This is a genomic window from Roseateles sp. AC306 (assembly GCF_979253795.1).
The window spans coordinates 26165-41117 of the sequence record NZ_CEEDEB010000025.1; the positions used below are offsets into that span (position 1 = coordinate 26165).

Below are 14953 nucleotides of genomic sequence, written 5' to 3' on the forward strand. Positions count from 1 at the left end.
CTCGGGTTTTCCCGGGACCTCCAAAAAACAGGCGCCCGAGGGCGCCTGGAAGGCCCGAAGGCCAGAGGAAGGCGCGCAACCGCCCACCCCCAGAGGAGCTGGTTGATTACTTCTTTTTGACGGCGCCCAGGTAGACCTGGTCGAAGCTGACGAAGCCGCAGCCACCCGCCTCGTTGTCAAAGATCTGCACCTTGGCTTCCTTCCCTGCCTGTGCAGTGAGGTCGATGGTCACCCAGTTGCCGTCGTCTCTGATGGATGCCTGATTGCAGGAGTTCGGCGCGTAAGTCGCCAGAACTGCTCCTGCGGCGTCCAGGACCTTGAGCCCCACCGTGCCATTGGCATTGCCGCCGGACATCAGGAAGTTCAGGTAAGGCCGGCTTGCGTTGACCGTGAACAAAGGCGAAGTCAGCGTGCCGGTCGAACCGTCGCATCCCTTGCTGTTGGCGTTCAGCTCGCAGGTGCTGACAGCACGGCCACCCACCCTCGCGCCACCCGAGACACCCTTCCAGGCATCGGCGTTCGCGGGGCTGGCGAAGTCACCGGTCGCCGTCCACACCTGGGCCGTAGCCACCGCATCGTCGAAGTCGCCGATGACCTGTGCGAACGCGTCCGCAGTGACCGTGACGTTGAAGCCAAGCGTTGCCGCGGAAGTCGGGGTCAGGGTCACCTTGCCGCCATCCTTGCCGTTGCCCGAAGGATTCCATGCCGTGGAGGACTGGTACCACTGGTCCGTACTCACGAAGCCGCAACCCGTCGCCTCTTCGTCGAACAACTGCGCCTTGACGAAGGCGGAGTTCAGCTCGGAGATGTCGATGTGCGTCCAGTCATCGTCGTTCTGGATGAAGGAGGGGCCGCAGCTCGTGGGGTTGTAGGTCAGCAGCACGTTGCCCAGCGTGTCCGTGATCCGCAGGCCCACGTTCTTGCCGGCGCCGCCACCGTGCATCAGGAAGTTGAGGTACGTGTCCGTCACCTTGAAGGCGGGCGATGTCAGCGTGCCCACGGGCGGATCGCAGGGCGTGCCCGGCCCGGCAATCTCGCAGGTCGTGACGGCCTTGTCACCCACCCGCGCCGCGTTGGCGTCGGCGCCGGTGGTGCCTTGCCAGCTGGTGGCCGTCGGCGTGGCGAAGGCGCCCGTGCCGACCCAGCCACGCTTGGCCACCATGTCCACCGGGTTCTCGAAGCTGGCGAACGGCACCATCTTCTGGAACGTCACCGGCCCTTCGACGGTGACCTTGACGGCCGACAGCGGCTTGGTCAGCACGCCGGCGAGCGTGCCGCGCGGCTTGTCGGTCTGGTAGAAGTGATCGAAGGCCACAAAGCCGCAGCCCGCCGACGCGTTGTCGAAGACTTTGAGCTGGACCTTCTCGCCGATCAACCCACTGGTGTCGAAGTTGACGTAGTGCTGGTCACCCTTGAGGACAGGATCGCCACAGCTGTTCGGGTTGTACGTTCCCAGAACCTGCGCGACGGAGGAGCCTGGCGGCGTGTAGAGCACCTGCGCACCCACGTCGGGACCGCCATTGCCACCCGACATCAGGAAGGTGATCGAGTCTTTCGTGATGGTGACGTTGTTGATCGTGATGCTGCCGGTCGGTCCATCACAACCGCCACCGCCAATCTCGCAGGTCGACACAGCCGCATCGCTGATGCGCGCGGCGATCGGTTTCAGAGACGCGTTGTTGTACTCAAGGTTGTTCCAGTTTGTCGATGTCGCAAACGCACCGGTCAGGGTGTACTTGACCGTGTCCTGCTGCATCAGCGCCGGGAACTCGAAGCTGGAGATGAGGTTCTCGTCGACAAAGGTGGTGTCGTCCGTCGTCACGTGAGCCGACGTGTTGGCGACGTGACAGGTCGGGCATGACGTCACCTTGATCGACAGCGCCAGCGTGGACGGCGTTGAGTAGGTGTCGTCGGCGACTGCGGTGACCTGGTAAATGTTGTCCTTGTTCGCATCCGCCGGCGCCTTGAAGTTCGGCGGGATCGCGAAGCGGATCGAGCCGTCACCGCTGATTGAGAACAGCGCGGCATCGGGACCCGAAAGCGACAACTTGACATTGTTGTGGTCCGGACTGGTGACCGACAGCTTCGTCACATCACGGCTGAATTCAGGCACGCTGATCGAACCCGGATCGGCGATGACCGGGGATTTGGGTTGAGGCAGTGAGTCGAGGCTTGCGCCGCCACCGCCGCCACAGGCGGCGAGCAGCAAAGTGATCGACAACAGGCACAGGAGCTTTTTCATCGTTGTTCTCCCGGGTCAGAAGAAGTAGGTGTACATGGCGCGCAGGGTGCGGCCGAACAGGGGTCGACTCACACCGCGATTGGTGGCGCCGTTGGGGCCTTTCAGGTCGACGAACACCGGATCGCCTTCAGTGAACGAAAGTCGATTGGTGATGTTGGACACGTGGAACTGGAACGCGCTGTTCTTGTTGAAGTCCCAGATGAAGCCACCATCCAAGTGGTAGTACGCCGGGTAGAGCGTGACGTCGACGTCACGCGACTCCGAGTAGCGGCTGCCGAAGTAGGTGTACTTGGCGTAGGGCTTGAAAGGCAGGCCGGTGTACGGCTTCAGGTCCCAGGTGCCTTGGACATTGGCCATGACGTTGGCCAGTCGCCGTGGACGGCGACCGTCCTCGCCGATCTGCTCGAAGGTGTAGCCGGTGACCACATCGTTGACCCGCGTTTCCTTGACGGTTCGGTAGTTGGCGTCCGCGACCTTGGGGTTCTGCACGACGCCTGTGAACCGCAGCTCCAGGCCTTTCACGGCGCGCGGACGCCAGGCGGCTTCCAGCTCCAGGCCGATGTTCTGGATGCCACGGCGGTAGAACTCGCGGACCAACGGGCAGCTGTTGATGTCGACGATGGTGCCAGCGGGCGTGCACTGCGGCGACGTGAAGTCGCGGTAGTCGACGTACTGGTCGCGCGGGCTGAACTTGTTGTAGAAAAGCGCGACCTGGGTGTCCCAGGTATCGGCGTAGAAACGCGCACCCGTCTCGTACTGCATGATCTTCTCGACCTTGCTACCGGGAGCCGTGGGGTCGAACTGGAGCTGGTTCAACTGCTCCAGGCTAGGCAGCCGAAAGGAGTTGGAGACCAGGCCGTAGACCGCGAGACTGGAGCTGACCGAGTAGTTGGCGCCGACCGACCAGCCCGTGGCGCTGACCTTTGAGTTCAGCAGTTGGTTGGCGCCGGGCAGCAGGATTTCGTTGTCGGCAATGGTGTCGCCCGCGCTCCCGGGAACCACCCCCGCAGGCGTCAGGTTGGCGGTCAGGTCGCGCACGTTGTAGATGACGTTGGCGCGCTGCGTCTGATGACGCACACCGATGTCAAGCTTGAGGCGCCGGTTGAGCGTTTCCCAATGGTCCTGGAGGTAGATGGCCTCGCCCTTGACCTTGGTGTCGGCCAGATAGCCGTTGAAGCCCATGCGCATGACACCGCCCGACGTGACGCTGGGGCCCACGGCAGTACCGGCGGCATTGATGGCGCGGAGCTCGACGAGCTCCGGGTGGTCGTTCATCGTCGCGACCAACAGCGACTGCTGGAAGTTCTGCTTGTTGGCGTACTCGGTGAAGTAGGTGCCCAGCGTGACCTGGTGTTCGCCAGCCAAGTCCAGCGTCTTGCCGAGCTTCAGGTCGACCGACGTGCTCCTGGCGTCGGTGGTGGCAATGAACGGAATCAGGTAGTTGAGATAGGTGCTGTCAGCGACCCGTGCGCCGCCATTCAGGCCGTAGGCCGCCACGCCCACGGCCCCCTGGTAGAAGGACCCGAAGCGCAGCACGTCGTTATTGAACCGCGCGTTATTGAAGCGCGCCGCAGTAGTCGTGTCGTTGCCCGTGAAAAGCCCGTTGTAGCCGCTGCTGCCGGCCGTGTGACGCACGCCGGCATCGAAGGTCCAGCCCGACTCGAACTCGTGGTTCAGCTTCGCGGTGTAGATCTCGAAGTTGGGATGGATGCCGTCGGCGATGTCCACTTGACGCTGGCCGTACTCACCGAGCATCGTGAACTTGCGGCTGGATGGCGACGCCACGGTGCCGTGGGCGAAGTCAATGCCGATCGGCCACACCGCGTCCATGTCGATGCGGACTGGGTTGGCCGCGGTGCCCGGTTGCGTGATCGCTGGCACCTGGAAGGGCACGTTCTGATAGAAGGCCGTGCGGTCGTTGATCTTCAGTGCATGCAGCTGCACTTCGGTCATGCCGTCGTCGGTGCGGTAGACGAGATTCCCGCGCACCTGGCCGCCCTTGTCGGCGGTGTAGCCGGTGTCACGCAGGCCATCCGAGGTGCGGTAGAAGCCACCGACCGCAAAGGTCAGGTTCTTGTTGATCGGCCCTGAGAGGAAGAAATCGTTGCGCAGGAACTTGTAGTCGGCAACTTCAAGCTTGTAGCCGCCCTCGAGCGTCTGCCCACCCGTCCGGGTGATGTGGTTCACCGTCGCGCCCAGGCCGTTCGAGTAGAGGATGCCGCCCGTGCCGCCCTTCACCACTTCGACACGCTTGGTCATCAGGTCAAAGCGCGCCGCCACGTCGTTGTTCATGAACGGCACCTCGGGCTCCTCGAACCAAGGCAGGCCGTCAATCAGCTGCGGCGCGTAGCGATAGCCCCCGGTGACGGGCAGGCCGCGCACGGTGATGTTGTTGCTGGCCTCACCCGCCGTGCTGCCCTCGGCAAAGATGCCGGGGACGTTCTGCAAGAGGTCGGCCGTGCTGATCGGCGCCAGCTTGCGGATCTCTTCGGCCGAGATCGTGTTGATCGTATTGGTCGAGTCCTTCTTCTGCGTCTTCTTGACGCTGCCTGTGACGACCACGTCGTCCAGGCGCTGAACCTTCGAGTTGTCTTCCGTCGCCGCCGTCTGCTGGGCAAATGCGGCATGAACGGAGAACGCCAGGGGCAACAGGCGCAACGCGCCTCTCTTAAGTCTCATCGTCTCTCTCCTACTTTGTAATGTTTGGCACTTCGAACCATGCGGACCTTCGTTCTGGTCGCACGGAATGCCACGTCTGGAAAATCAACTTGTGAGCCCGCCTCTTGCGCGAGCCCTTGAGTCACCTACTTCGGCAATCGCAGTGGCCAGAGGTTCACCTTCGCCCGCAATGGCAGCGCCGCGTCTGACCCAATTCGTATCTCTGTGCTGCTCGGCAGCGAGGGGTAGCTGCGCACCGAGTACGCGGCCGCGTCATTGATGAACACCTCAACCGTCGAGCCATCGACGAAAACGCGCAGCCGCTGTATGGCGCCGAACGTCTCGGCCGAGTAGCCGCCACGCACGACCTGCGGCCCCTCACCGTCTGCGGACAAGGTGGACTTCGACTTGTCGACGAGCACAGCGCCCTTGGCAGGGTCGAAGCTCAGCCGCGTGAACTCTTGGCCATCGGGTGATGCCAGCACGTCCAGGTGGATCGGGCCGGATACCGGCTGTCCGCTGTCCAGGTCGATCAGCAACTCGTACGCCCGATGGCCTGCATGAAGCAATTGCGGTGCGCGCCCAATGGCGACAGCTGAACGTTCGAGGACCGGTGCCGCGCGGAGCGCTGCCAGTTCGGGCGCAGGTGCCTGACCCAGAGTCCGCTGGTCCTTCATCAAAGTCCAGGTGCGCGGAAGGCTAAAGGTGTGGGCCCACCCGGCGCGCTGTTGCGCCTGCGGCGTGCGTCGCTCGTCGATGATGCCAATTGCACGCAGGCTGCCATCCGTCGCACGGCCGACAGTCGGCGCCAGATGGCCCGGAACCAGATCCAGAGGCTGCGGAGTCCGAGAGAACGGCTTGAAGGTGCCGCCTGACCAGATGCCGGTCCAGTAGACCGCACGCGTGCTCGGCTCGCCGTATTTGCTGACCTTCCCGCCGATGGGGTTCACCAGCAGGATCGATACCTCGTCGGACAGGCGCTCGAATACGGGCATCTCCCAGATCTCGGAACCGATGTCGAGCATGCGATAGGCCGGCTCCATGAACTTCTGCCGCGGCTGCCAGCGCGCGCCCTTCTCTGCGGCCTCAAGGACGTAGTACATCAGGCCGCCACCGCTCTCAAGCGAGGCGCCGATGATCATGTGCCAGGCATTGCCTTCCTTCCACAGGAACGGGTCGCGGATGTCCTTGGCGCCCCGCGAGTTGACGACGGGCCCCAACTTCTTCCACTGGTTGAGCTGCGGGTCCTCGCTGATGGCCATCGCAACGCCCGGGTTGCTGGCAGCAAGACGATCCCCGTGGTTGACGCTCGTGTAGAACGCGAACGCCTTGCCGCCATCGGCGATGACGTGCCCGGACCAGATTCCCTTCATGTCGAAGCCGAAGTCATCGCTCTGCAGTTCCGGGGCCAGCGCGTCCTGGTGGTTTTTCCACACCAGGAGGTCGCGACTCGACATGTGGCCCCAGTGCATCAATGTCTTGAACGGCCCGTTTGGCGTGCGCTGGTAGAAGAGGTGCCAGGTGTCCCCGATGCGGATCAGGCCGTGCGGCTCATTGGTCCAGTTCGCGGGCGGCAACGCGTGGATTCGCGGCCGCAAGGTGTCTTTAGCGAACCGGTTCTCGGGCACGACAAGGGACGCCGCCGCGTCAGGTGTCTGCGAGGGCTTGGGTAGAAGGGTCCGCTGCTCTTCGTTGAGTGCGGTCGCATAGACGGCGACCAGATCGAACGCACCGTTCAGGCGGTTGACCGTGAAATCGAGGATCTTTGTCTCGGTGGGCGCCGTTGCCAACCGCAACGGTGCTTGCGCCAGACGCAGGGACATGCCTGGGTCGCCGCGCACGGCACCGGCCACCTCCTCGTCCTGCAGCAAGGAAACCGCACCAGAGGCTGGATCGACCGTGGCGAGCACGTGAACCCAGCGGCCCAATGGAAACTTCGACTTGGCCTTGGCCACTAGCAGCCCGGCTGATGTGGCCACCTTGAAGCCCCATCGGCCGTACGCATCGATGAACAGGTCGTAGCCCCTGTCACTGGTAGCCTGCTGAACGAAGGATGAGGGAACCAGATCCTTCACCGGAACTTCGAGGTCCGATGGGTAGCTCTCCAGCACGACCCAGAAAGAAATCGTCAGGCCGTTGGTTGGCTCCAAGACCAAGTTGGCTTCGGCGTAGCTAGAGAAACCGTCTGTGCGCCACGCGCTGCCCATGACGCCCGGCACGACGTCGGGTGCCGAAAACTGGGTCCTGATCTGTACGCCACCTCGTGTAGTGCCCCTCGCTACCGCATCGAAGTCATCATGGACGACCGGGGCCGGCAACGAGACCGCCATAGCCCAGGCAGAAGCAAGCGTGGCAGCGGTCGCCAACAGCGCACGCAATACAGAGCCTCGCGTTGGCGCCCAACACGAACGTTCACCTTCCCGAGCGTCGAGCCCCCAAACAGTGGCGAAGGAGATCATGGTCGACCCTTGGAATCACCAGAAATACACATCGCCATTGTCCATCGATAGACATTTTGCACGAGCAATAGTGCAGCAGAGTAGCCAAGCTGGGTACGAACGCCTCGAGGTATGACCAAGAGCCGGCGGTGACCCACCGGCGGAACAAGCCCACCCTCACTCAAACTGTTCGTGACCATCGATAGCCATTTTTCGCAGAAACTGAGCCCTTGCGGGCTCGAAATGTCTATCGATGGTAGAGGCGTTCAGCTTTCATGGCGTCGGTATTTCCCCCAGGATTGGCAAGTACGAGAGTCAACTGATGCGCTTTGCGCATCATTGGCCTCCTGCGAACCGGGCGTCTAAGGCCTAGTACTCGTCCCGCTCCACCCCCACGTACCCAGGAGCGAGGTTCTCGAACTTGGTGTGCATCCGCTGGAACATCAGCTTCACGGTGCCCACCGGGCCGTTCCGCTGTTTCGCAATAATGATCTCCGCGACCCCAGGCTCCTTGCACTCGTCCTTGGTGTAGTACTCATCCCGGTAGATGAACATGATGAAATTAGTAAAGAAATCCCAACCTGAAGCGAAGTTTTGACGCTTTGGCGTCAGAACATGCCAAAAGCGGTCGAGCGCCGATTTCTGCGGTTGGGATGCAGAAAACGCTTGGCAGACCTTCAGCTTGAATTCGGGCTGTCGTTGAAAGTTTTACTTGTGGAAAACTAAGCCGAGCGTCGTCGGTTTTCGGCAGCCAGCATTCGCAGGTAGCCCTGATCGCCGACGTCACTGACGCGCAAGGCGATGCGCAACAGAATCCCCTCGATGCGTGACCTCAGCTGGCTCTCGAATAACGCCATGTCAGCGTGAGGCTGGCTGCCGCCGCTCGCAGTCGGCATGCATGAGTCAGCAATGTGCCCGAAGCGGATATCGGCACAGGCCTATCAAGCTTTCAGAAGGCTGCCGCTCCACGCCTGAGTTAAGCCGCGCCGCGAAGCGGCGTCGGCTCGGACGAATTGTTAGGTGCGCCGCCCAGACCCACCCACTCCGCGATCGCAGCGTCGACCTGCGAGAAGAGATCGGCTCGGGCGACAGCTACCCGATCTTCTTCCAGGCGGCGCACGCAGGCCTCAAGAGCTGCACGAACTTGAGCGGCCAAATAGCGCTTCAATTCCACAGGCGCCACCTGCCAGGCAGCCTCTGGCACCTGTATATCTGCGGACACATAGCGACGCGCCTTAGCGAAGCGGACGCGATGGACGCCCTCAGGGCCGTACTGCGCCAACGCCCCATCAATTCTAAGGACGAGCCCGTACTCGTCGAGCATTTCGCAGTGCGAGGAAGTGACGTGCCGCGCCAGCGCCTGGTAGAGCCCCACCTTGAGGTCGCACGGAAGCCGAGCCTCAGGGCCGCCGGCTTCGCAGCCTAAGGAAACGCTTGGTTTACGCAAAGGTTGCAAGGCGCACCTAACGTAGAGATGACCGGCCCACCAAAATTCCAGTCGAAGCGACCCGCTGCCGTTGTGGGCCCACGTCGATTGACAAGATATGCATCGAGCTCACTCCGTCCCCGCCAACAGTTCCTGCGCGTACAAATCCACCTCCTCAGCCGATTCATCCCGGCTTGGCGTTTGGGCGATGCGCTCCAAGTCTGGATGAAGCTCTTGCCTTAATTCAGGAGATATCTTCACGACGGTGCGGAGTACCCAGTACTTCCACATTCCGTCTTCCCCTGACAGAACGGCTCGAATGTGCGGCGCCAGCGGAAGACCAACGCTTGCGAGAACTGGTGAGAGCTGCCGGGCGAGAGGCCAATTTCCGTCTTGCAGCCATGCGAGGAGTTCAGGGACGAGGGGCGCTATCGCGGGGTATCCCAGGCGAGCGATCTCCGCAAGCTTTTCCGTATCGTGCTTGTCGACCGGAAGGAGCGCTGCTAGTTCAGGCCGCATAACGTCGGCGTTGACCGGCGCACACGAGGCGAGTGCCCGAAGCGCCCGGAAGCGCCTGTGCGTCCGTGTCGAACAACCTGTTAGAGCTCGACACCCTGGAGCTCCGATTGAAGTATTTCGACATCGAATCCGCTTTCGAGCTCGAGGATGAACTTCGGTTCAGGCGCCAAAGAGAGCACCGTCACCAGTGAGCCGGACTTCCCGGAATGTGGCCCGACCACAATTCGAACGTAGTCGTTATGCATGAACGTCACTCCTGGAATCGCGTCGCGGCTCAGGAATGCTTGGCCTAGTTCAGCAGCGCGCATGTTGAGCTCTAACGTCCTAGCTCAGCCGAGCAAGCCAGCGCAGCTGGCGCAGGTCGGCTGCAGCGAAAGGTTATGTCGCTCGCGGCAAGCAAAGCCGAGCGATTCATACTTTTGATTCCGAGGTTTGAACACCACCGGCAAATCGACAGCACCACTGAGCGTTGCGCGTCCATTCACCATTCACTGCGGGATCGTTCCGTTCGGCAAGCCCCTGCACGTAGAGGTACTCATGCGTGCCATCACCGTAGGCATTGTGCTCAATGGCGATCAAGCGCATCCCTTGCTGAAGCGTGAGCACCGTTCCGTCGTCGCACTCGACGAGATCGGTTTTTGAAAGCAACACAAGACTTGGGTCGACGAGCTCATTGAAGTCGACGCGAATTCTGGGCAAGTGCTCAAGCGACATAACTTCTAGTTTATCCAGCACGCCGTGCCGGTTAACTCCCAGCGCTGCTGCTTAACCAAGTCCATGCCGATCACGGTAAGTCATTGTGCGCAAAAGAGAAGTTGCTCGGCACGCCGGAAATCAGCTCCATTAAATTCATGTCGAAAGCGGCATCCATCGCCATGACTGTGCCAGCCGCTCAAACCCGGCGCAACGGTGGAATTTCCCGGGCGGCGACCTGCCAGCGCGAGCCCTGCCGAGCGACCATGCTGGCCGCCCCATAGCTAGCAGCAGGGCGCTGATGACCGCTCTTGCCAACAACTCACATGCTGACGGATGAATCGACCGGCAGCAACCGCTGCGGCACCGCCCTTCGTCGTCCACCCCGACTGTCTGCTTTGGGCACATTTCTGCTCCACGACTGACAAATCCGAGAGACTGCAACGAGCCTGCTGCCGCCACCGCACGGCGGCCGGTGCCCGAGGCCCTACGGTTCCGCCACTGCTCGCGCTGCCAGAGTACCCAGCTCGGCATACAAAGGCAGGACGTTTGTTCCCAGCCTTGGATGAACGCGGTTGGACAACAGCACATAGAAGCTGCTGCTGGCGGGGTCAAGCCAGATGGCGCAACCTGTGAAGCCGGTGTGACCAAAGCTGGTGGGCGGGTAAAGGCTGCCGCGCGGGCGCGAGGAGGGAGAGTCGATGTCCCAGCCCATGCTGCGCCGCTCGGCCAGCGCAGGAGGCGACTGCACGGTCGTCAGCAACGCCACGCTCTCTTGCGACAGGAGCCTTCTGCCATCCTCGGCCACGCCGCCCGCCAGCACCATGCGGGCAAAGCGAGCCAGGTCAGAAGCCGTGGTGAACAGACCCGCATGGCCGGCAACGCCGCCCATCTTGCGGGCAGTCGGGTCGTGCACCGAGCCGCGCAGCAGCGTGCCGTCGGCAAGGCGCTCGGTCGGGGCAATGCGTTCGGCGCTCATGCGGCGCAGCGGGCGATAGCCGCTGTCACTCATGCCCAGCGGCTGAAACAGCGCCCGCTGGACCAAGTCGTCCAGAGGCAAGCCGCCGGCGCGCTCAAGGATGCGTCCGAGCAGGATGAAGTTGACGTCCGAGTAGCGGAACTGCGTGCCCGGTGCCGCCGCCAACGGCAGGTCGCAGGCAATGCTCTGCGCGTCCGCCGCGCCGGCCCAATCGCCGGCGCCATTGCCTGGCAGGCTGGCGGGTAGGCCAGAGCTGTGCGTCAAGAGCTGTCGCAGCGTGATGTGAGCTTTGTCAGCGCCGCCGCACTCGGACAGGTAGCGCTGCAGCGACGCTTCCATGTTGAGCTGCCCGCGCTCGCGCAGCAGTTGCACCAGCGTGGCCGTGACGACCGGCTTGGTCAGCGAAGCGGCGTCGAAGACGGTGGATTCGCTCAGCGGCTCGGGTGCCGGGTCCACGGCGCGCTGGCCGTATGCGCGGTGATAGCTGCCCTGGCCCACGCGCTCGATCCACAGCGTGGCGCCGGGCAATTGGCCGTGAGCAACGAAGTGCTCGATGGCCGCGTGCGCCTGGGCCAGCGGCTCGGGCGTCAGCGCAGGGCGGTGGGCACAGCCGGCCAGCAGCGCAGGGGCCAGCAGCCAGACGGCGACAGCAGGTTTCCTGAGAAACCAGCGCAGTTTCACTTCACGCTCGCCCGTCTGTTGTTGCACGTCGCTGCCTTCGAAAGGTCATCCTATGACAAACAACTCAACGACTCCCGCCGCAAGCTTCCGGCGGCTTTTAATGGACGACGAACTTGCTCCGATCTGTCGGCAACCAGGCCGCGTACGAACAGCCAAATGCTCTAGCGGCCAAATTCTCTAGCTGATGACCCTCCTCGCCCGTCCCGGCAGCGCCTTGATCCTGCTACGTTTTCCCTTCAACGCAGCCCTTGCTTCCTGCGCCGTGCGAACACGGCCAACAGCCCCATTCCCGCGAGTGTCATGGCGTAGCTCGAAGGCTCCGGAACCGGGGAAACCTCGATAGTGGCCTTGTAGGCCATACCGAGGTTCGGGTTGGCGGAGATGTAGTACCAGGGAGTGTTCGAAGTCAAAGGATCAACGCCGTTCGAGGCATTGGCGCGCAAAGCGCCTGGCAACCCCCCGTCATTCGAGCCGGAGATTCCGAATGAGAATCCCTGGGTCGGGTTGCTCACGCCTGCCACGGAGAGATAGGCGATGAAGGTGCCGGCGCCAAGTTGGGTATCCATGCCCGTGAAGGCAAACTCCTTCAGAACATTGGGGCCCTCGCCGGGGTCGTAGGTGTAGGTAACGGACGGACTCGTGTAGAGCGCGGGACCGATCGCTTTGCTGCCGTCCCAACTTGCGATAACCAGCTTGAGGTTTCCGGAGACGGGGGCCGATAGAGCGGTATTCCCACCGAAAAAGGACCATGCCGTCAAGGTCCCACCGGTGGTTGTGAAGGTCTGTCCGACGTTTGTCGCACCGTAGGGTGCAGTACCCAAACAGCAGTTAAAGCCCGAAAAAGGGTTGGTGTACGTGTCCGCGGATGCAAGGCCGCATACCAAGCTGAGCATGGCGGCCGCGGCGATTTGACTTGGTTTCGAGATGATCACGAACAATCCTTCTTGAAGGACGAGGGAAGCTGACGGGGAACGACGCAGCCTGGGATGGCTGTAGCCCACGCCGGGCTCACTCAGGATGAACGGCGACGTGTCCAGGCCAGCGCAAGTGCCGCCGCGCCCGCGAGGACCAAGGTACCGGGCTCCGGTACCTGCAGGGCCGAGGCGGTCCAGACGGCCCAGACCAGGGTCGAATCAGCGCTCGTGTCGCCCGCAGGCTCCACGATGAGGCCGCTGAACGCGGCATCGAACTCAGCGTGATTCCACGCGACCGCCGCCGACATCAGGTCTCCATAGGGCGTCAACGCGAGGCAAAGGCCACGGACACCTACACAGCCGAACGTCATCGCCGGAACAGAATCGAAATTGCCCGCGCTGCCGTCGATGAAAACCTGCGACAACAACGCTGACGACGCGGCGCTCGCGGCGACGTCAGTACCGAATGCGAAATCGGCGGCCGAGTTGCAGCCGCTGAACAGCGCAACACAACTGCCCTCCTGGAACGTGACGTCGTACAGCGTACCGTTCACATCGACGCCGTTCGCGCCGGTCAACAGGCCATCGCCGTTGACGAGCAGTGTCGGCGCAGCGGCGGCGACGCTGCCCCACAGCACCCCCGCTAGCACGGCCAGCGCGGACAACGCCCACTTGAAAGGTTTAGACGGCATGTAGTTGGACTCCGGGTGAGGGTAGGTCAAGCGTTGCTAAGAAGCGCGATCGAAGGGCCGAAGTCCAATGGGCCATGATTCGTGAGCGAGGCCTCGGCAGCATCATCAAGCATTTTCCATGCCGAACACAGTTCCAGTATGGCTTTTCATCGGTACGCTTGCCTCGTCAGCGGCCGGCGCGAATTCGCCATGTGTAAGTTCTCCCGACGCTAAAACCAAAGTCGCATTCCCAGTTGCTCGATCGGCAGCAATGCGGCGGTTGCGATGCTCCGCGGCAGGTGGCCAGGTTCACGGCCCCGTGCACGTAGCCGTCATTGGCTCCCCTCGACGTGGCATCAGCGACGACCGCTGTCGAGGACCAAGCAACCATCCAGGTGGGAAGGCCGCCCGCTCATCCTGGTCAAGCCGGGATGAATGTCTGCTGCTCGATGGGGCGAACGAGTGCTCCGAACAGTAGCCACCGCAGGCTCACGCGTGGCGAGGGTCAGCAACGTGCCCAAAGCCGAAGTTCGGGATCGGGCTGGCGGGCGGTTGGGCAGCGGATGCCGTCATTCGACGCATGTGACCGGTTAGCGGTTCCGAACGCAAAGCACGCTGGTTCATCCGTCGACGAGGCGGCAGGGATGACCGCTGCGGAGGGCAAAACGGCAGAGCAGTCGTCCAACCGGTCAAATTGCCGCTGATTCCGTCGATTTCAGTCGCGTATTTCGATGGCATTGATGCTGCTGAAGCTGTCGGTCCAAAGCGGCACGCCCGGCAGCTCGGGGTTCTCCGTGCGCTGCACCCGGCCCTCGGCATCGAAGAACTGCCGGTAGGTGCTGGCATGCTGGCGCAGGAAGTCCTCGTCCTGGGTGATCAGCGCGTAGTGCGTCTTGCGGATCATCTGCTCCGGCTGCCCCTCCGCGTAACGGAAGCGATAGCCCATGCCCAGCGCCTCGGCCTGGCGCTTGACCACCGGATGGAGGTTCAGATAGCCGTTGGTGATGTTGACGACGATGATGCCGCCGGGGCTGAGGTGGCGGCGGTAGATCGCGAAGGCTTCCTGGGTGAGCAGGTGGATCGGCACGGACCCGCCCGAGAAGGCGTCCAGTACCAGCACGTCGTACTGCTGGCTGTGCGGGTCCTGCTCCAGTTGGAGCCGGGCGTCGCCCACGATGACGCGCTGTTGGGCAGCGCGGCAGCGCGCCAGATTGTCGAACAGCGTGCGGGCCACGTCCACCACCTGCGGATTGATCTCGTAGAAGTCGTAGCGGTCGGCGTCCCGGGCGTAGTTCGCCAGCGCGGCGATGCCCATGCCGACGATGCCCACTTTCAGGCTGTCCTTGCGTGCCTGCGCATGCGCCAGGGCGAGGCCCACGCCGCTGTCCGGCCCGTAGTAGGACACCGCCAGGCCGCGTTTGTCCGGCTGCGTGAACTGGACGCCGTGCGTGATCTGGCCGCTGTAGAACACCCGGTAGCTCATGGCCGGGTCGTGCAGGTCGATGCGCTCCTTCACCGAGACCGTGCCGTAGAAATTGCGCTGCCGGGAAAGGTACTCGTCGCGGTACTCGGCGGAGGCTTGCGCCCCCTGCAACTGCGGCGTCACGAGCAGTGCCAGCCCGCCCGCCAAGGCGACGCCCACCCCGGCCAGCGCGCGGCGGCCGGCTCGGGACGCAGGCCGCAACACCGCCAGGGCCAGGCCCAGGGCAGCTACGAGGCAGAGCGGCCACTC

General features: G+C 62.9%; 10 protein-coding genes and 1 pseudogene. All 11 read right to left on the bottom strand.

Annotation, left to right across the window (positions count from 1 at the left end):
• Positions 1 to 106: 106 nt before the first annotated feature.
• Positions 107 to 2242, bottom strand: a complete 2136-nt coding sequence (locus AC0IZJ_RS27185; protein ID WP_471855205.1) for a hypothetical protein — start codon at positions 2240 to 2242, stop codon at positions 107 to 109.
• A 15-nt stretch (positions 2243 to 2257) separates the two neighbouring features.
• Complete coding sequence (locus tag AC0IZJ_RS27190; RefSeq protein WP_471855207.1) at positions 2258 to 4921, bottom strand: TonB-dependent receptor; 2664 nt, start codon at positions 4919 to 4921, stop codon at positions 2258 to 2260.
• Between the two features lie 125 nt (positions 4922 to 5046).
• Positions 5047 to 7359 (bottom strand): GH32 C-terminal domain-containing protein, encoded by a 2313-nt coding sequence (locus AC0IZJ_RS27195; protein WP_471855209.1) that lies wholly within the window; start codon positions 7357 to 7359, stop codon positions 5047 to 5049.
• A gap of 348 nt (positions 7360 to 7707) precedes the next feature.
• Positions 7708 to 7902: pseudogene (locus AC0IZJ_RS27200) on the bottom strand (DnaB-like helicase C-terminal domain-containing protein); the annotation flags it as partial.
• A 412-nt stretch (positions 7903 to 8314) separates the two neighbouring features.
• Positions 8315 to 8662, bottom strand: a complete 348-nt coding sequence (locus tag AC0IZJ_RS27205; RefSeq protein WP_471855212.1) for a hypothetical protein — start codon at positions 8660 to 8662, stop codon at positions 8315 to 8317.
• 231 nt (positions 8663 to 8893) lie between these two features.
• Entirely contained in the window at positions 8894 to 9283 is a 390-nt protein-coding gene (locus AC0IZJ_RS27210) for a DUF5071 domain-containing protein (protein WP_471855215.1), read from the bottom strand.
• 411 nt (positions 9284 to 9694) lie between these two features.
• Positions 9695 to 10018 carry a hypothetical protein gene (locus AC0IZJ_RS27215; RefSeq protein WP_471855218.1) on the bottom strand — a complete coding sequence of 108 codons (324 nt, stop codon included), beginning with the start codon at positions 10016 to 10018 and terminating at the stop codon, positions 9695 to 9697.
• Positions 10019 to 10463: 445 nt separating this feature from the next.
• A complete protein-coding gene (locus AC0IZJ_RS27220; protein WP_471855220.1) occupies positions 10464 to 11663 on the bottom strand; it encodes a serine hydrolase domain-containing protein in 1200 nt (399 codons plus the stop codon).
• 209 nt (positions 11664 to 11872) lie between these two features.
• The gene (locus AC0IZJ_RS27225) at positions 11873 to 12568 is read right to left on the bottom strand and encodes a PEP-CTERM sorting domain-containing protein (protein ID WP_471855222.1); all 696 of its coding nucleotides are present in this window, start codon (positions 12566 to 12568) and stop codon (positions 11873 to 11875) included.
• Positions 12569 to 12648: 80 nt separating this feature from the next.
• Positions 12649 to 13272 carry a PEP-CTERM sorting domain-containing protein gene (locus tag AC0IZJ_RS27230; protein WP_471855223.1) on the bottom strand — a complete coding sequence of 208 codons (624 nt, stop codon included), beginning with the start codon at positions 13270 to 13272 and terminating at the stop codon, positions 12649 to 12651.
• Between the two features lie 664 nt (positions 13273 to 13936).
• Positions 13937 to 14953, bottom strand: a 1017-nt coding sequence (locus AC0IZJ_RS27235; RefSeq protein ID WP_471855225.1) for a spermidine synthase, incomplete at its 5' end; no start/stop codon positions are given.

Excerpts from the sequence above, each read along its gene's own strand:
- AC0IZJ_RS27185 (WP_471855205.1), bottom strand. The coding sequence starts at position 2,242 with ATGAAAAAGCTCCTGTGCCTGTTGTCGATCACTTTGCTGCTCGCCGCC.
- AC0IZJ_RS27190 (WP_471855207.1), bottom strand. The coding sequence starts at position 4,921 with ATGAGACTTAAGAGAGGCGCGTTGCGCCTGTTGCCCCTGGCGTTCTCC.
- AC0IZJ_RS27195 (WP_471855209.1), bottom strand. The coding sequence starts at position 7,359 with ATGATCTCCTTCGCCACTGTTTGGGGGCTCGACGCTCGGGAAGGTGAA.
- AC0IZJ_RS27205 (WP_471855212.1), bottom strand. The coding sequence starts at position 8,662 with ATGCTCGACGAGTACGGGCTCGTCCTTAGAATTGATGGGGCGTTGGCG.
- AC0IZJ_RS27210 (WP_471855215.1), bottom strand. The coding sequence starts at position 9,283 with ATGCGGCCTGAACTAGCAGCGCTCCTTCCGGTCGACAAGCACGATACG.